This window comes from Rhodococcus triatomae (genome assembly GCF_014217785.1).
Taxonomy (GTDB): Bacteria; Actinomycetota; Actinomycetes; order Mycobacteriales; family Mycobacteriaceae; genus Rhodococcus_F; species Rhodococcus_F triatomae.
Map to the genome: position 1 here is coordinate 102947 of NZ_CP048814.1, position 15481 is coordinate 118427.

Below are 15481 nucleotides of genomic sequence, written 5' to 3' on the forward strand. Positions count from 1 at the left end.
GCTGCTCACTGGGCCGAACCTTTCTGGTCGTCACCGGGGTTGTTCTCGGGGTCGTCGTCGAACAGTCCGAACCATCGGGCGGCGGTGTCCATGTCCTTGTCTCCGCGACCGGACAGGCTCACCAGGATGATCGCCCCCGCGCCGAGTTCACGGCCGAGGCGCAGCGAGCCGGCGACGGCGTGCGCGGATTCGATCGCCGGGATGATCCCCTCCCGCTCGGACAGCAGCCGCAACGCGTCCATCGCCTCGCTGTCGGTGACCGGCTCGTAGGTGGCGCGGCCGAGATCCTTGAGCAGTGCGTGCTCGGGGCCGACGCCCGGGTAGTCCAGACCGGCCGAGATCGAGTGGGATTCGATCGTCTGGCCGTCCTCGTCCTGCAGCAGATACGAGTAGGCGCCCTGGAATGCCCCGGGGGTGCCGGCGGAGAAGGTGGCCGCCGTACGGCCGGTCTCCACCCCGTCACCGCCGGCCTCGTAGCCGACGAGCCGCACCGACGGATCGTCGAGGAAGGCGTGGAAGATGCCGATCGCGTTCGACCCGCCACCCACACACGCCGTCACCGCGTCGGGGAGCCTTCCGGTGAGCGCCTGCACCTGCACTCGGGCCTCGAGCCCCACCACGCGCTGGAAGTCGCGCACGATCATGGGGAACGGGTGCGGCCCGGCGGCGGTACCGAAGCAGTAGTAGGTGTTGTGCGCGTGGGTCACCCAGTCCCGCAGCGCCTCGTTGATCGCATCCTTGAGCGTGCGCGAACCGGATTGCACCGCAACGACCTTCGCGCCGAGCAGCCGCATCCGTGCCACGTTGAGGGCCTGGCGTCCGGTATCGACCGCTCCCATGTAGATGATGCACTCGAGGCCCAGGAGCGCGCACGCGGTGGCAGTCGCGACACCGTGCTGGCCGGCACCGGTTTCGGCGATGATGCGCCGCTTGCCCATCCGTTGCGCGAGCAGGACCTGGCCGAGCACGTTGTTGATCTTGTGCGAGCCGGTGTGATTGAGGTCCTCGCGCTTCAGGATGATCCGCGCGCCGCCGGCGAACTCGCTCATCCGCGTCGCCTCGAAGATCGGTGAGGGCCGACCCGTGTAGTCCCGCTGCAGCCGGTCCAGTTCCGCGAGGAACGACTCGTCGCTGCGCGCCTTCTCGTAGGCGGACGTGACCTCCTCGATGACCGCCATCAGCGCCTCGGGAACGTGCCTGCCGCCGTACACACCGAAGTGCCCGCCACCGTCGGGGTCGTGGGCTGTGCGCTCGGCGATGCCGGCGCTCGAGGTCGGCAGGCCGCCGCCGGTGGCGGAGGCTCCGGAAGCGGGTCCTGGATTCGGTGCAGTCACCCTTCCAGTCTGCCCCAACGACGGACGTCGCCGCCTACCGGGTCGACCGCCGGACCTGCCCCGCGATCTTCGGTCAGCGGGCGGGCTTCGGGCAGGACGGGTGCGCTCCCGCATTCACCAGATCGGCGACCGCCTTGCGCGGATCACCGCTGGTGACGAGGCCCTCGCCGACGAGCACCGCATCCGCGCCCGCGCCGGCGTAGGCGAGCAGGTCCGCGGTGCCGCGCACACCCGACTCCGCGATCTTGATGGTCTCGGTGGGCAGCCCGGGGGCGATCTCACCGAAGGTGTTCTTGTCGACCTCGAGCGTCTTGAGGTTGCGCGCGTTGACCCCGATCACCCGGGCACCGGCCTCGAGTGCGCGGTTCGCTTCCTCTTCGGTGTGCACCTCGACGAGGGCGGTCATTCCGAGCGACTCGGTGCGGTCGATGAGCGACGTCAGGGCCGTCTGCTCGAGCGCCGCCACGATCAACAGCACGACGTCCGCACCGTGTGCGCGGGCCTCGTGGATCTGGTAGGGCCCGACGATGAAGTCCTTGCGCAGAACCGGGATGCTCACCGCGCGCCGGACGGCGTCGAGGTCCGCGAGCGAGCCCTGGAAGCGGCGCTCCTCGGTGAGAACGCTGATGATCCTGGCACCGCCCGCCTCGTACGCGGCGGCGAGTTCGGCGGGGTCGGCGATGTCCGCCAGCGGCCCCTTGGAGGGACTGGCACGTTTCACCTCGGCGATGACTCCGATCCCGGGTCCGAGCAGCGCAGCGGCGGCGTCGAGTGCCGGGGGTGCGGCGGCAGCCGCGGCCTTCACGGCAGCGAAGTCGACAACTGCCTCCCGGGCTGCGACATCGGCACGCACCCCGTCGAGGATCGAATCGAGAACGGTCATCTGGCCCGAGTCCTTTCTGGGCAGTAGCTCGATGTGAGAAACATCATCGAGACGTTGACAGCCTAATCTGCACTCTGATCGGGTCTACGGCCGGGTCCCGGACCGTCTCCCGATTCCGTCTCTCCGCGGGGCAGGCCGGCACCGTCGTCCACGACGGATCCGACACCGTCGTCCGCGGCAGATCCGGCACCGTCGTCACTTTCGACGGTGGGGTCGTCTCCGGCGTCGAGCGCATCCCACATCATCCTCTGCGTGACGGGCTCGTCGGTCACGGCCGTCGCGGCAGCCCGGCGTGCCGCCGGAGCGTCGTACTTCGAGGAGAGGCCGCCGCTCGCGCGGGGCCTGCGGGCCAGTGCGAGTGCCGCGGCCAGCGCGATCACCGCTCCCACCACGACGAGGACGGCGCCGAGCGGATGGACCACCACCGAGTGCACCTCGGCCCGACCCGGGAGTTCCGCCAACTGTGCGACCCGCTCGTCCGGGGCGCCGGAGGCCAGCAGGGTGAGCGCCGGTACGGCCGCCGCCACCGCGACGAGTGCCACCAACAGCGCGACCACCCGTACCGCCCACCCGCGGACCGCGAACGTCGCCGCGATCGCGGCGACCAACGCGAGCGCGAGGGGTGTCGTCGCGGCCGCCCAGGTACCGCCGTCGATCGCGGTCGACTGTTCCTCGCCGAGCCCGTCGGCGGACACGGCGTCGACCCACGTCATCCGCGAGGCGGCCCAGAGGAGAACCGCCGCCGCGGCGAGAAGCACCACGGCCACCGCGGTCGGACGTGCGCCGCCCCTGCCGTTCCGTTCGCCCGTCATCGCCTACACACCTCCGCTCGTTCCCTGTGTCCCGGCCGCCCGGCTCCCGACCGCACGCACCGTGTGTGCGGCCGCCACCGCGGACAGCACCGCCATCGCCTTGTTCCGCGATTCCGTGTCCTCGTACTCGGGATGGGAATCGGCGACGACCCCGGCCCCGGCCTGGACGTAGGCGGTGCCGTCCTTGATCAGCGCGGTCCGGATGGCGATGGCGGTGTCCGCGTCACCGGAGAAGTCGAGGTACCCGACGATCCCGCCGTACACCCCCCGCCGGGTGGGCTCGAGCTCCTCGATCAACTGCATCGCGCGGACCTTCGGTGCTCCCGACAGGGTGCCCGCCGGGAAACAGGCCGTGACCGCGTCGAGGGCGTGCTTGTCGTCGGCCAGGTGGCCGGTCACCGTGGACACCAGGTGCATGACGTGGCTGTAGCGCTCGATGTGCCGGTAGTCGTGCACCTTGACCGTGCCCGGCTCGCAGACCCGCCCGAGGTCGTTGCGGCCGAGGTCGACGAGCATCAGGTGCTCGGCGTTCTCCTTCTCGTCGGCCAGTAGATCCTTCTCGAGCAGGACGTCGTCCTCCTCGGTCTCGCCGCGCCAGCGCGTCCCGGCGATCGGATGCGTGGTGGCGACGCCGTCGTGCACCGTCACGAGGGATTCCGGGCTGGACCCGACGATGGAGAACGCGGTGTCGCCGGTGCCGTCGGGGACGTGGACCAGGTACATGTAGGGGCTCGGATTGGTCGCCCGCAGCATCCGGTAGACGTCGATCGGGGCTGCATCGCACGGCATCTCGAACCGCTGCGAGAGCACCACCTGGAAGGCTTCGCCCGCCTCGATCTCGCCGACGAGCCGCCGCACACCCGCCCCGAACTCCTCGGTGGTCCGCTGCCTGCGGAACTCCGGCTTCGGCCGGGAGTAGGTGGAGACCGTCGACGACGACGGCGCGGCGAGCGCGGCCTCCATCCGGTCGAGTCGGGCCACCGCGTCGTCGTACGCCTCGTCGACCCGTCGGTCGGTGCCGTCCCAGTTCACAGCATTCGCGATCAGCCAGATCACGCCCTCGTGATGGTCCACCGCGGCGAGATCGGTGGCGAGGAGCATCAGCATCTCGGGAATCCGCAGGTCGTCGTCGGCGTGATCGCCCAGCCGCTCGAGCCGGCGTACCGCGTCGTAGCCGAGGAATCCGACCATGCCTCCGGTCAGCGGCGGCAGATCCGGCAGTCGCTCCGAACGCAGCAACTCGAGGGTTCGGCCGAGCGCCGACACCGGGTCGCCACCTGCGGGAACGCCCGCGGGCACATTGCCGTACCACGCGGCCTCACCGTCGACGACCGTGAGCGCCGCCGGGCTTCCCGCCCCGATGAACGACCAGCGGGACCAGGAACGCCCGTTCTCCGCCGACTCGAAGAGGAACGTGCCGGGGCGGTTCGCCGCGAGCTTCGCGTAGGCCGACAGCGGAGTCTCGGCGTCGGCGAGCAACTTCCGCGTGACCGGCACGACCCGATGCTCGGCGGCGAGGAGTCGGAACTGCTCGCGGGTGGTGGTCGAATCCGACCCCGCGGCATCGGACAGGGCGGTGGGCTCGGCGTGCATGACGCCCATTGTCCCAGGTGCCCCGCAGACGTCCCGCGCACCCCGCGCCGGATCGGGCCCGCGCACCGCCGAGCGCCTTCTCGACTACGGTGCGTGGGTATGCAGCCCGGAGATCTTGCGCCCGATTTCAGCCTCCCCGACCAGACCGGAGCCGTCCGCACACTCTCCGGCCTCCTCGCGGACGGCCCGCTGGTCCTGTTCTTCTATCCGGGTGCCTCGACCCCGGTGTGCACGGCGGAAGCCTGCCATTTCCGTGACCTCGCCGCCGAGTTCGCCGCCGTCGGTGCGGCCCGCGCCGGGATCAGCACCGACACCGTCGAGAAGCAGGCGTCGTTCGCCACGGCGCAGTCGTTCGACTACCCGCTGCTGTCCGACGCCGGTGGTGCGGTCGCCGCACAGTTCGGCGTCAAGCGGGGCCTACTCGGCCGGATCGCCCCGGTGAAGCGGACCACCTTCGTCATCGACACCGATCGCACCGTGTTGACGACGATCGCGAGGGAACTGCGCGCGGACACCCACGGCGATCAGGCACTCGAGTTCCTGCGCTCGCGCCGCACCGCCTGAGCGCTTCGCCCGGCTTCCGGACTCCGTGGCGATACCGGCCTACGCCACCTGGAACGAGCGCTTGGCCAGGCCCATCCAGAAGCCGTCGATCACCTGCTGCGGCGGATGCTCCGGATCGCTCGACGCACCCAGGGTGACGAACATCGGCGCGAAGTGCTCGATCGTCGGGTGCGCGTACGGCATCCCGGGTGCTCGGGCGCGGAAGTCGAGCAGCCCGTCCACGTCGCCACCGGAGAGGCGCTCGGCCGCCCACGCGTCGAACTCGGCGGACCACGTGGGCGCGGCCGCGTCGGGCGACGGATCACGCAGGAACGGCAGTCCGTGCGTGGTGAATCCCGACCCCATGACGAGGACGCCGCGGTCGCGCAGCGGACGCAGCCTCCGCCCGAGTCGCAGCAGCCGCTCGGGATCGAGGGTGGGCAGCGAGATCTGCAGGACCGGAATGTCCGCATCGGGATACATCACGGTCAGCGGCACGTACGCGCCGTGGTCGAGTCCCCGGTTCGGCTGGTGCGCGACGGACTCGTCACCGGGCAGGAGTGCCGCGACCTCGGCGGCGAGCTCCGGAGCACCGGGCGAGGGATAGGTCACCCGGGAGAACCGCTCGGGAAATCCGCCGAAGTCGTGCACCAGTGGCGTTCCCGTGGTGGTGGACGCGATGGTCAGCGGCGCGGACTCCCAATGCGCGGAGACCACGAGGATCGCGGTCGGCCGCGGGAGGCGTGCTGCCCACTCGCGCAACTGTCCCACCCAGAGTTCGCTGTCGACGAGCGGCGGGGCGCCGTGGGACAGGAACAGTGCGGGCATCCGGGTGGGCGGAGGGGTGGGTACCTGGCCGGACATCGTCACTCCTCGTTCGCGATCGCGCCTCGTTCGAGAGCACATCAAGTTGAACCTTCAACTTACAGGACACACAACCTGGATATCGCGGAGAGCATTCCCGTGCGCAAAGATGGACCGACGGCGCGTCGGGCGCCGGAGACTGGAGACGAACGAAGCATGAGCGACGGAACCGGTGACGACGCCGCACACTCCGAGGGCGGCCGGGGACACGACCCGGACGCCACCGAACCACACTGGCTGAGCGACGATCAGCAGCGCGCGTGGCTCGCCCTCATCGCCCTGGTGATGCGCCTTCCGGCAGCGCTGGACACCCAACTGCAGCGCGACTCCTCGATGACCCACTTCGAGTATTTCGTGCTCGTGTCACTGTCGGCGGAAAGGGATGGGCGCCTGCAACTCTCGGTGCTCGCCCAACGCGCGAACTCCTCGCTGTCGCGCCTGTCCCACGTAGTCACGAAGCTCGAGAAGCGCGGGTGGGTGCGGCGTGAACCGGTGCCCGGCTCCCGGGCGTCCGACGCGGTTCTCACCGAGGAGGGCACCGCCAAGATCGTCGAGGCTGCTCCGCAGCACGTCAAGACCGTACGCAACCTCGTCTTCGACGGCCTGTCCGCGCGACAGGTCGGTCAGCTGGAACGTCTGGCCGAGTCGATGGTCACCCAGCTCGACAAGGCCATCGCCTCCGGCGTCGGGAGGCCCTGAACCGGACCGGCTCCGAATCCGGCCACAGATTCAGCCGAGGGGCTCTCCGCCGACACCCCAGTTCTCCCGGGGAACGTCGGTGAGGGTGACCCAGACCTTCGCGGGGTCCTTGCCGGTGGCATCGGCGTAGGCGCGCGTCACGCCCTCGATCACGGCGCGCTTCTGCGCGGTGGACAGGCCCGGGGTCTGGGAGATCTGGATCAGCGGCATGCCGCGATCCTGCCAGCACGCACGCGTCCCGTACGTCACGGGGCCGGTCAGCCGGTTGTGCCCAGTGCTGCGGCCGGGTCGTCGATCAGGTCCTCCGAGTCCTCGAGACCGACGGACGAGGCGCTGTGCAGATCCCCGGTCAGGGCGCCGGCAGCAGGACGTCCGTGTCGAAGCACGTGTGGGTGCCGGTGTGGCACGCGGCGCCCTCCTGGTCGACGACGAGGAGCACCGTGTCTCCGTCGCAGTCGAGCCGCACCTCGTGCACGTACTGCGTGTGCCCCGACGTCTCGCCCTTGACCCAGTACTGCTGCCGGGACCGCGAATAGTAGGTGCCCTTCCGGGTGGCCAGGGTGCGCGCGAGCGCCTCGTCGTCCATCCACGCCACCATCAGGACGTCGCCGGTGGACCGCTCCTGTGCGACCGCGCCGAACAGCCCTTCGGCATTCCGCTTGAGACGGGCCGCGACGGCCGGATCGAGACCGCCTGCTCCTCCACTCATCGGACCACGATCCCCTCGCCGCGCATCGACGTCTTGACCTCGTCGATGGTCATGTCCCCGAAGTGGAACACACTCGCCGCGAGCACGGCGTCCGCACCGGCCTGCACGGCCGGGGCGAAGTGCGAGACCGCACCCGCTCCCCCGCTCGCGATGACCGGAACGTGGACTGCCGCGCGCACGGACTCGATCATCCGCAGATCGAATCCCGCCTTGGTACCGTCGGCGTCCATCGAGTTCAGGAGGATCTCCCCGACGCCGAGCTCGGCGCCCCGCACCGCCCACTCGACCGCATCGATACCGGTCCCCCGCCTGCCGCCGTGCGTGGTGACCTCCCAACCGGACGGTGTCGGTTCGGCGCCCTCGGGGACGGTGCGCGCATCCACCGACAGCACGATGCACTGCGAGCCGAACCGCTCGCTCAGTTCACGCAACAGTTCCGGACGGGCGATCGCGGCGGTGTTGACACTCACCTTGTCCGCCCCGGCCCGCAACAGGCGGTCGACGTCCTCGACGGTACGAACGCCACCCCCGACGGTGAGGGGGATGAAGACCTGCTCGGCGGTCCGGCTGACCACGTCGAGCATCGTGCCGCGCTCCGACGTGGATGCCGTGACATCGAGGAAGGTCAGCTCGTCGGCGCCCTGTGCGTCGTAGGCCGCGGCGAGCTCGACGGGATCGCCCGCATCACGCAGATTCTCGAAGTTCACGCCCTTGACGACGCGGCCCGCGTCGACGTCCAGACACGGGATCACCCGAACGGCCAGCGTCATCGAAGTCCTCCTGAATGCGGGGATGCCGGATTGTCCAGCGGTCCCAGGATATCGAGTATCTCGGCGTGCACGCCGGGCGCCGCCGCCAGCACCGATCCCGAGTCGACCGTCCACGGCGCGCCGCGCAGGTCCGTCACCACCCCGCCCGCCGCGCGGACGAGAGCGACACCGGGGGCGTTGTCCCACGCATTGTGTCCGAACACCACGGCGGCTCCCAGGATTCCCGCGGCGGTGTAGGCCAGATCGACTCCGGTCGATCCGTGGATGCGGATCCGGGACGACGTGCGACTCAATTCGGCGAGCACCTGCAACCGGAACGGGCCGGGGATGCGCCCCCGGCTGTCGACGTTGAGCGCCCCCATGCCGACGATGGAGGAGGACAGGGTCCGCGGCGCCAGCGGCGGCAGTTCCTCTCCACCCTCGTATACCGGACCGTGCACCCACGCGGCATAGCGGCGGTTCACGAACGGCAGCCAGGTGAGACCGAGCACCGGCTCACCGTCGACGAGGAGAGCCGCGAGAATCCCGGCCGTGGGCAGCCCGGCAGAGTAGTTCAGCGTGCCGTCGATCGGGTCGAGCACCCAGACCGCGCCCTCGCGCAGACTCGGTCCGCCGAACTCCTCGCCGTGCACGGCGATTCCGGTCCGGTCCGAGAGTTCGCCGGACACCCGCTTCTCGAGTTCCAGGTCGACCGCCGTGGCGAAGTCGTCGCGCCCCTTGGCGACCGCGCTCGGGGCGCCGACGCCGGTCAGGAATCGTTCCGACGCGGCATCGAGGATCTCGCCGGCGACGGCGAGTAGTTCCCGGGGATCACGGTCCAGGGCCATCGGCGTCAGCCGGAGACCGCGGCGAGCGCCTCGGGCAGCGTGAATCGCCCGGCGTAGAGTGCCTTCCCCACGATCGATCCCTCGACGCCCTGACCGGTGAGGCCGGCGATCGCACGGAGATCGTCGATGGTGGACACGCCACCGGAGGCCACGACCGGCGCGTCCGTCGCGGCACACACCTGCGCGAGAAGCTCGAGATTGGGGCCGGTGAGGGTGCCGTCACGACCCACGTCGGTGACGACGTAGCGCGAGCAGCCGTCGCGGTCGAGCCGGGCGAGGGTCTCCCACAGGTTGCCGCCTTCACTGACCCAGCCCCGGCCGCGCAACTGGTAGTCGCCGTCGACGAACCGGACGTCCAGGCCGACCGCGATCTTCTCGCCGTGCTCGGCGATCACCCTCGCCGACCACTGCGGGTTCTCGATCGCGGCGGTACCGATGTTGACACGGGCACATCCGGTGGCCAGCGCCGCCTCGAGCGAGGCGTCGTCACGGATTCCGCCGGAGAGTTCGACGTTCACATCGAGTTCGCCGACCACTCCGGCCAGCAGTTCGTAGTTCGAGCCGCGACCGAACGCGGCATCGAGATCCACGACGTGGACCCACTCGGCACCCTGCTCCTGCCAGGCGAGGGCGGCATCGCGGGGAGAGCCGTATCCGGTCTCGCTGCCTGCCTCTCCCTGTACGAGGCGAACAGCTTCACCGTTGACGACATCGACTGCAGGCAGAAGGACCAGGCTCACGTGCGTCAACCCTAGTCGCTCCGCGCCGTCGCACCGGTGCCGGGTTCGTCGGGACCGTGATCGTCGGGACCATGATCGTCGGGACCGCACGCGCCGGGGTCACGATCGTGGGCCGGGGCGCCGCCGTATGCCGCCCGCGTCATGCGCGTGGACACCAGCCCCATCACCGTGACCGCGCCGACGAGCCCGAGCAGCCCGATCACCGCCGTCACGGCCGGGCCGGGCCGCCAGAGTGCCAGGAGCAGGGTTGTCGCGACGAGCACCGCCGTGGCAGCACCCAGCGCGCACAGCGCCAGCTTGCCCACGGACAGGTCTCGCTCGCCGTCGTCCCGTTCAGGACCACTCGCGGGCACCTGACCGTGATCGGTCACAGGCTGCGTACCCAGTTCTCCAGCAGCTCGGCCCCGGCGTCACCGGACTTCTCCGGGTGGAACTGGGTGGCCGAGAGCGGGCCGTTCTCCACGGCGGCGAGGAACCGGCCCCCGTGGTCGGCCCACGTCAGCTTCGGCGGGGCCAGGTGCTCGGACGGGGGCATCTCCCAGCGCTGCGCCGCGTAGGAGTGCACGAAGTAGAAGCGGGTCTGCGGATCGAGCCCCGCGAACAGCACGCTGTCCTCGGGTGCGTCCACCGTGTTCCAACCCATGTGGGGAAGGACGTCGGCCTGGAGACGGTCGACGGTGCCGGGCCATTCGCCGCACCCGTCCGCGGCGACACCGAACTCGACGCCCTTCTCGAACAGGATCTGCATTCCGACGCAGATCCCCAACACCGGGCGCCCACCCGCCAGACGCTGCCCGATGATCCGGTCTCCCCGCACCGCGCGCAGCCCCTCCATGCAGGCGGCGAATGCGCCGACACCGGGGACGAGAAGTCCGTCGGCGGCGAGCGCCACCTGGGGATCCGCGGTCACCTCGACCTCGGCACCGGTACGGGCCAGGGCGCGTGTGGCCGAGTGCAGGTTCCCGGATCCGTAGTCGAGAACGGCGATGCGAGCGACGGTCATGGGCCGATTCTATCGGTGGGCCCGCCGACTGCCGCCGACGGTGAGGACGGCGAACGGAAGTACGGGAACGATGACGGCCGCGACGACGAACAACCACGGGTAGCCCGCGACGGCGGCGACGACGCCGAGCGTCAGCGAACCCACCCCGGTGCCGGCGTCGAAACCGATGTTCCACGCGGCGCTGGCGGGACCGGTCCGCCCCGGACCGGCGGCGGTGAAGATCATCACCAGCGAATCGTTCTGCACGGCACCGAATCCGAGGCCGAAGGCCACAGCTCCGAGGATCAGGGCGCTCGTCTGCCCGGCACCCGCGTCGACGACGACACCGACGGCGAAGGCCAGCAGTCCGGCCGCGGTCACCCCGAGTGCAGGCCACACCACGCGACCCGGGCCCGTCCGGTCCGACAGGACACCCGCCGAGTAGCGGCCCGCGAGCATGGCCGCCGACACCGCCGCCAGCAACAGCCCCGCCGGGGCCGCCGCGTCCGCGACCGCGATCGGCAGCAGGCTCGCGACCGCTCCGTACGCGAGCGCGGCGGCAGCGACGGCAGCCCAGGGAACGGCGATCGCCGCCCACGGGAGTCCCGCACCGTGCCGCGAGTGGGCCGTCGGCCTGGCGAGGGACGGCAGGCGCACGATCGCTGCCAGCGCCAGCACGGGGACCGCCGCACCCGCGAGGATCGCGGGAACGACGGAGAAGCGATCCAGTAGGGCCAGGCCCGCAGGAAGACCGAGCATCTGGGTCGCGGCGATCGCGATTCCCTGCAAGCCACTGGCCCGGCCGAGCCTCTCGGCGGGCACGAGCTCGGCCACCAAGGCCGCGCTGGCGACGGTGAGCAGGCCGAAGCCGACGCCACGCACCGCCGACACCGCCAGGACGGCGGGTGCCGAGGTGGCGACCCAGATCAGCGCCAGCGACGGCAGACCGAGCAGCACGCACCCCGCGGCCAGCACCGTGCGATGGCCGAACCGGCGCAGCAGCCGGGCCGTCACCAACTGTGTGAGGACCGTTGCGGCCATCAACGTCGCCGTCACGGCGCCCGCGACCGCGTCGCTACCGCCGGCTCGGGACACGACCAGCGGGACGACGGGAAGCAACAGCGCGAAGCCACCGAACGCGGCAGCCGCCATCGCCATGGCGGTGAGCATGCCGGGCGTGCGCAGCACGCTCCCCTGCGCCGGGGAGGTGCCCACCACTACATCAACCGGAGAACGCCGCCGACCGCCGCGAGAACCGCGATCGCCAGCAGAACCCCCGCCGCGAACTTGTTGAACTTCAGCATCGAATAGGAACCACCCGCGGCGATCCCGGCGAGGATGAACAGCAGGTACGTCAGCAGAACACTCACAGGCTGCCCTTGGTGGACGGCACACCGGTGACCCGCGGGTCGTACTCGACGGCCTCACGCAGGGCCCGGGCCACCGCCTTGAACTCGGCCTCGGTGATGTGGTGCTGGTCGCGCCCGTAGAGCACCCGCACGTGCAGGGCGATGCGCGCGTTGAGGGCCAGCGACTCGAACACGTGCCGATTGATCACCGTCGAGTAGGGCGCCCCCGGGTAACCGCCGATCACGGCGCCGAGCATGTGCTCCGGTTCCCCCGTGTGCACGCAGTACGGCCGGCCGGAGACGTCCACGGCGGCATGGGCCAGGGTCTCGTCCATGGGGATGTAGGAATCGCCGAACCGGCGGATCCCCTTCTTGTCCCCCAGCGCCTGACCCAGCGCCTGACCCAGCACGATCGAGGTGTCCTCCACCGTGTGGTGCGCCTCGATGTCCACGTCGCCCTCCGCGTGCACGGTGAGGTCGAAGCTCGCGTGCGCGCCCAGAGCGGTGAGCATGTGGTCGAAGAACGCCACCCCGGTCGAGACGTCCACGACGCCGGCCCCGTCGAGGTTCAGTTCGACGGAGATCGACGATTCCTTCGTCGTCCGTTCCACGCGCGCGATGCGCGGACTGCGATCGGTCATCGCTTCGCTCCTGCCAGTTCGGTGGTGGCGAGCTCGTCGCTCGCCACGATGAAGGCGTCGTTCTCCGAGGCCAGGCCCACGGTCGCCCGAAGGTACCCCGGGATGCCGACGTCGCGGATGAGAACCCCGCGATCGAGATAGGCCTGCCACGCACGGGCACTGTCGGCGAACTCGCCGAACAGGATGAAGTTCGCGTCGCTGGGAACGACCCGGAATCCGCTGTCCTCGAGCGCCTTCGACACCCGCACCCGCTCGGAGGCCAGCGCGTGGACACTCGCGAGCGTCTCGTCCGCATGTCGCAGCGCCGCCCGTGCGGCGGCCTGGGTCACCACCGACAGGTGGTACGGCAGCCGGACCAGTAACAGTGCGTCGACGACCGCGGGTGCGGCCGCGAGGTAGCCGAGCCGCCCCCCGGCGAACGCGAAGGCCTTGCTCATCGTGCGGGTCACGATCAGCGTCGCCGGGTACTCGTCGAGGAGCGTCATCGCGCTGGGCGCGTCGGAGAACTCGGCGTACGCCTCGTCGACGATCACGATTCCCGGCGCGGCATCGAGGATCCGGCGCAGTTCGGCGATTCCGATGCTGTGGCCGGTCGGATTGTTCGGACTCGTGACGAACACGACGTCCGGCGCGTGCCGGGCGATCTCGGCCACCGCCACGTCCACGTCGAGCGCGAAGTCCGGACCGCGCAGCACGGGCAGCCAGGTGGTGTCCGTCCCGTCGGCGATGATGGGGTGCATCGAGTACGACGGCACGAAACCCATCGCGCTGCGCCCCGGACCCGCGAACGCCTGCAGTAGTTCCTGCAGGATCTCGTTGGACCCGTTGGCCGCCCAGACGTTGTCGACCGTCACCGGAACACCCGTCTGGCGCGCGAGGTAGGCGGCGAGATCCGTCCGCAGTGCCACGGCGTCGCGGTCCGGGTAGCGATGCAGTTCGCGGGCCGCCGTCCGCACCGACTCGGCGACGTCGTCGATCAACGCCTGCGTCGGGGGATGCGGGTTCTCGTTGGTGTTCAGCTGGACCGGCACGGTCAGCTGCGGGGCCCCGTACGGCGACTTGCCGCGCAGGTTCTCCCGGATCGGGAGATCAGACAGCCGCGCTGCCGAGCCGACCGGCGCGGCCCGATCGCCGGCACTCACGTCAGGTCCTCGAAGCGCAGCCGCACGGCTTCCCCGTGGGCCGGAAGGTCCTCCGCGTTCGCCAGGGCGATGACGTGTCCGGCCACGTCCTTCAGTGCCGACTCGGAGTAGTCGACGACGTGGATACCGCGCAGGAAGGTCTGCACGCTCAGACCCGAGGAGTGCCGGGCGCACCCCGCCGTGGGGAGGACGTGGTTCGATCCGGCGCAGTAGTCGCCGAGGCTCACCGGCGCCCACGGTCCGACGAACACGGCGCCGGCGCTGGTCACCCGGGCCGCCACGGCGGAAGCGTCTGCCGTCTGGATCTCGAGGTGCTCGGCGGCGTAGGCGTTGACCACCCGCAGGCCGGCTTCGACGTCGTCGACGAGGACGACACCCGACTGGCTGCCCGACAGCGCCGTCTGCACCCGCTCGCGGTGCCTGGTCCGGTCCAGCTGCGCGGCGAGCGCGTCGTCGACCGCTGCCGCGAGCCCCTCGCTGTCGGTCACCAGCACGCTCGCCGCCATGACGTCGTGTTCGGCCTGGCTGATGAGGTCCGCGGCCACGTGCACCGGGTCCGCGGTGTCGTCGGCGAGGATCGCGATCTCCGTCGGACCCGCCTCCGCGTCGATACCGACCAGACCGCGGCACAGACGCTTGGCCGCGGTCACGTAGATGTTGCCCGGGCCGGTGATCATGTCGACCGGGGCGAGTTCGCCGCCGTCGGTGTCGGTGCCACCGTAGGTGAGCAAGGCAACAGCCTGGCCGCCGCCGACCGCCCACACCTCCTCGACGTCCAGCAGGGCCGCCGCGGCAAGGATCGTCGGGTGCGGAAGGCCGCCGAACTCGGCCTGGGGCGGAGAGCCGACGACGAGCGAACCGACGCCGGCCGTCTGTGCGGGGACGACGTTCATGACGACACTCGACGGGTACACCGCGTTCCCGCCGGGAACGTACAGCCCCACCCGTTCGACCGGAACCCACCGCTCGGTGACGGTCCCGCCCGGGACCACCTCGGTCACCGAATCCACGCGACGCTGGTCCGCGTGCACCACGCGCGTCCGCTCGATGGCCACCTCGAGCGCCGTCCGCACTGCCGGATCCAGCTCTGCCAGTGCACGTTCCAGTTCCGCAGCCGGGACCCGGACACGAGCCGGCCGTACGCCGTCGAACTTCTCGCCGTACTCCAGGGCCGCCTCGGCGCCCCGGTCACGCACCGCCTCGACGACGGGTTGAACCTGATGCAGCACCGCGTCCACGTCCACTCCACCTCGGGGCAGCGCAGCACGGAGCTCTGCCGTGGACGGGGTACGACCACGAAGGTCGGTGCGGGCAAGCATGGTGGTCCTCTCGGGTCTTTGTCGTGCTCAGTCGTGCTCGGTCGTGCTCGGTCGTGCTCGGTCGTGCGGCTCGCGGGAAGCGAACGTGCCCCGGCGCCGGAGTGGCAGCGGGTTCGACACCGATTATCCAGGATAGGCGCCACCGCTTTTCCCCGGACCGATCGTGCGCACGGCGAACCACCCGCGGAGCTGTGTCCGACGCGAACACAGCGCGCCGAGCTGGGACTATTCGCGCGGCGGGTATTGAAATTCCCGGTCGGGGCGGAGGAACGTG

Annotated in this window: 19 protein-coding genes; 2 read left to right on the forward strand and 17 right to left on the reverse strand. The window is 70.6% G+C overall.

The features are described from left to right. Positions 1 to 5: 5 nt before the first annotated feature. The 4 genes from trpB to G4H71_RS00495 all read right to left on the reverse strand — a co-directional run bounded on the left by trpB (position 6) and on the right by G4H71_RS00495 (position 4622). A complete protein-coding gene (trpB, locus tag G4H71_RS00480; protein ID WP_072737792.1) occupies positions 6 to 1334 on the reverse strand; it encodes a tryptophan synthase subunit beta in 1329 nt (442 codons plus the stop codon). A gap of 73 nt (positions 1335 to 1407) precedes the next feature. Next, entirely contained in the window at positions 1408 to 2217 is an 810-nt protein-coding gene (trpC, locus tag G4H71_RS00485) for an indole-3-glycerol phosphate synthase TrpC (RefSeq protein WP_072737791.1), read from the reverse strand. Positions 2218 to 2279: 62 nt separating this feature from the next. Beyond that, positions 2280 to 3029 carry a TIGR02234 family membrane protein gene (locus G4H71_RS00490; RefSeq protein ID WP_072737790.1) on the reverse strand — a complete coding sequence of 250 codons (750 nt, stop codon included), beginning with the start codon at positions 3027 to 3029 and terminating at the stop codon, positions 2280 to 2282. 3 nt (positions 3030 to 3032) lie between these two features. Beyond that, positions 3033 to 4622 (reverse strand): anthranilate synthase component I, encoded by a 1590-nt coding sequence (locus G4H71_RS00495; protein ID WP_072737867.1) that lies wholly within the window; start codon positions 4620 to 4622, stop codon positions 3033 to 3035. A gap of 99 nt (positions 4623 to 4721) precedes the next feature. Between G4H71_RS00495 and G4H71_RS00500 the strand changes: the two genes are divergently transcribed. Next, positions 4722 to 5186: a peroxiredoxin gene (locus G4H71_RS00500; RefSeq protein ID WP_072737789.1), complete on the forward strand. Its 465-nt coding sequence runs from the start codon at positions 4722 to 4724 to the stop codon at positions 5184 to 5186. 39 nt (positions 5187 to 5225) lie between these two features. Here G4H71_RS00500 and G4H71_RS00505 read toward each other — a convergent pair whose 3' ends face one another. After that, positions 5226 to 5993, reverse strand: coding sequence for a dioxygenase family protein (locus tag G4H71_RS00505; RefSeq protein ID WP_072737788.1), 768 nt, complete (start codon positions 5991 to 5993; stop codon positions 5226 to 5228). Positions 5994 to 6185: 192 nt separating this feature from the next. On the opposite strand from G4H71_RS00505, the gene G4H71_RS00510 reads away from it, so the two are divergent. After that, positions 6186 to 6728, forward strand: coding sequence for a MarR family winged helix-turn-helix transcriptional regulator (locus G4H71_RS00510; RefSeq protein WP_139183151.1), 543 nt, complete (start codon positions 6186 to 6188; stop codon positions 6726 to 6728). A 30-nt stretch (positions 6729 to 6758) separates the two neighbouring features. On the opposite strand, the gene G4H71_RS00515 is transcribed toward G4H71_RS00510, so the two are convergent. The 12 genes from G4H71_RS00515 to hisD form a co-directional block, all read right to left on the reverse strand. After that, positions 6759 to 6938, reverse strand: a complete 180-nt coding sequence (locus G4H71_RS00515; protein ID WP_072737787.1) for a tautomerase family protein — start codon at positions 6936 to 6938, stop codon at positions 6759 to 6761. A 139-nt stretch (positions 6939 to 7077) separates the two neighbouring features. After that, positions 7078 to 7437, reverse strand: a complete 360-nt coding sequence (gene hisI / locus G4H71_RS00520; protein ID WP_072737786.1) for a phosphoribosyl-AMP cyclohydrolase — start codon at positions 7435 to 7437, stop codon at positions 7078 to 7080. Further along, on the reverse strand, positions 7434 to 8207 hold the full coding sequence (hisF, locus tag G4H71_RS00525) for an imidazole glycerol phosphate synthase subunit HisF (protein ID WP_072737785.1): 774 nt from the start codon (positions 8205 to 8207) through the stop codon (positions 7434 to 7436). The genes hisI and hisF overlap by 4 nt, the downstream gene beginning before the upstream one ends. Further along, complete coding sequence (locus G4H71_RS00530; RefSeq protein WP_072737784.1) at positions 8204 to 9034, reverse strand: inositol monophosphatase family protein; 831 nt, start codon at positions 9032 to 9034, stop codon at positions 8204 to 8206. The genes hisF and G4H71_RS00530 overlap by 4 nt, the downstream gene beginning before the upstream one ends. Before the next feature lie 5 nt (positions 9035 to 9039). Further along, positions 9040 to 9774, reverse strand: coding sequence for a bifunctional 1-(5-phosphoribosyl)-5-((5-phosphoribosylamino)methylideneamino)imidazole-4-carboxamide isomerase/phosphoribosylanthranilate isomerase PriA (priA, locus tag G4H71_RS00535; RefSeq protein WP_072737865.1), 735 nt, complete (start codon positions 9772 to 9774; stop codon positions 9040 to 9042). A gap of 11 nt (positions 9775 to 9785) precedes the next feature. Next, complete coding sequence (locus G4H71_RS00540; protein WP_072737783.1) at positions 9786 to 10145, reverse strand: hypothetical protein; 360 nt, start codon at positions 10143 to 10145, stop codon at positions 9786 to 9788. Next, positions 10142 to 10777: an imidazole glycerol phosphate synthase subunit HisH gene (gene hisH, locus G4H71_RS00545; protein ID WP_072737782.1), complete on the reverse strand. Its 636-nt coding sequence runs from the start codon at positions 10775 to 10777 to the stop codon at positions 10142 to 10144. Before hisH ends, G4H71_RS00540 begins: the two co-directional genes overlap by 4 nt. Before the next feature lie 9 nt (positions 10778 to 10786). Beyond that, positions 10787 to 11926 carry an MFS transporter gene (locus tag G4H71_RS00550; RefSeq protein WP_072737864.1) on the reverse strand — a complete coding sequence of 380 codons (1140 nt, stop codon included), beginning with the start codon at positions 11924 to 11926 and terminating at the stop codon, positions 10787 to 10789. A gap of 47 nt (positions 11927 to 11973) precedes the next feature. Further along, positions 11974 to 12126, reverse strand: coding sequence for a CG2302 family histidine operon protein (locus G4H71_RS00555; RefSeq protein WP_169847146.1), 153 nt, complete (start codon positions 12124 to 12126; stop codon positions 11974 to 11976). Continuing rightward, a complete protein-coding gene (hisB, locus tag G4H71_RS00560) occupies positions 12123 to 12746 on the reverse strand; it encodes an imidazoleglycerol-phosphate dehydratase HisB (RefSeq protein ID WP_072737781.1) in 624 nt (207 codons plus the stop codon). The genes G4H71_RS00555 and hisB overlap by 4 nt, the downstream gene beginning before the upstream one ends. After that, positions 12743 to 13888: a histidinol-phosphate transaminase gene (locus G4H71_RS00565; RefSeq protein WP_072737780.1), complete on the reverse strand. Its 1146-nt coding sequence runs from the start codon at positions 13886 to 13888 to the stop codon at positions 12743 to 12745. The genes hisB and G4H71_RS00565 overlap by 4 nt, the downstream gene beginning before the upstream one ends. Further along, positions 13885 to 15207, reverse strand: coding sequence for a histidinol dehydrogenase (gene hisD / locus G4H71_RS00570; protein WP_072737779.1), 1323 nt, complete (start codon positions 15205 to 15207; stop codon positions 13885 to 13887). Before hisD ends, G4H71_RS00565 begins: the two co-directional genes overlap by 4 nt. Positions 15208 to 15481: the final 274 nt, after the last annotated feature.

Bases quoted from the DNA above. Each gene is read 5' to 3' on its own strand.
- G4H71_RS00495 (WP_072737867.1), bottom strand. From the start codon at position 4,622: ATGCACGCCGAGCCCACCGCCCTGTCCGATGCCGCGGGGTCGGATTCG.
- hisI (WP_072737786.1), bottom strand. From the start codon at position 7,437: ATGAGTGGAGGAGCAGGCGGTCTCGATCCGGCCGTCGCGGCCCGTCTC.
- hisF (WP_072737785.1), bottom strand. From the start codon at position 8,207: ATGACGCTGGCCGTTCGGGTGATCCCGTGTCTGGACGTCGACGCGGGC.
- hisB (WP_072737781.1), bottom strand. From the start codon at position 12,746: ATGACCGATCGCAGTCCGCGCATCGCGCGCGTGGAACGGACGACGAAG.
- G4H71_RS00510 (WP_139183151.1), top strand. From the start codon at position 6,186: ATGAGCGACGGAACCGGTGACGACGCCGCACACTCCGAGGGCGGCCGG.
- G4H71_RS00505 (WP_072737788.1), bottom strand. From the start codon at position 5,993: ATGCCCGCACTGTTCCTGTCCCACGGCGCCCCGCCGCTCGTCGACAGC.
- G4H71_RS00530 (WP_072737784.1), bottom strand. From the start codon at position 9,034: ATGGCCCTGGACCGTGATCCCCGGGAACTACTCGCCGTCGCCGGCGAG.
- trpC (WP_072737791.1), bottom strand. From the start codon at position 2,217: ATGACCGTTCTCGATTCGATCCTCGACGGGGTGCGTGCCGATGTCGCA.
- G4H71_RS00490 (WP_072737790.1), bottom strand. From the start codon at position 3,029: ATGACGGGCGAACGGAACGGCAGGGGCGGCGCACGTCCGACCGCGGTG.
- G4H71_RS00515 (WP_072737787.1), bottom strand. From the start codon at position 6,938: ATGCCGCTGATCCAGATCTCCCAGACCCCGGGCCTGTCCACCGCGCAG.
- hisH (WP_072737782.1), bottom strand. From the start codon at position 10,777: ATGACCGTCGCTCGCATCGCCGTTCTCGACTACGGATCCGGGAACCTG.
- hisD (WP_072737779.1), bottom strand. From the start codon at position 15,207: ATGCTTGCCCGCACCGACCTTCGTGGTCGTACCCCGTCCACGGCAGAG.
- G4H71_RS00500 (WP_072737789.1), top strand. From the start codon at position 4,722: ATGCAGCCCGGAGATCTTGCGCCCGATTTCAGCCTCCCCGACCAGACC.
- G4H71_RS00550 (WP_072737864.1), bottom strand. From the start codon at position 11,926: ATGCTCACCGCCATGGCGATGGCGGCTGCCGCGTTCGGTGGCTTCGCG.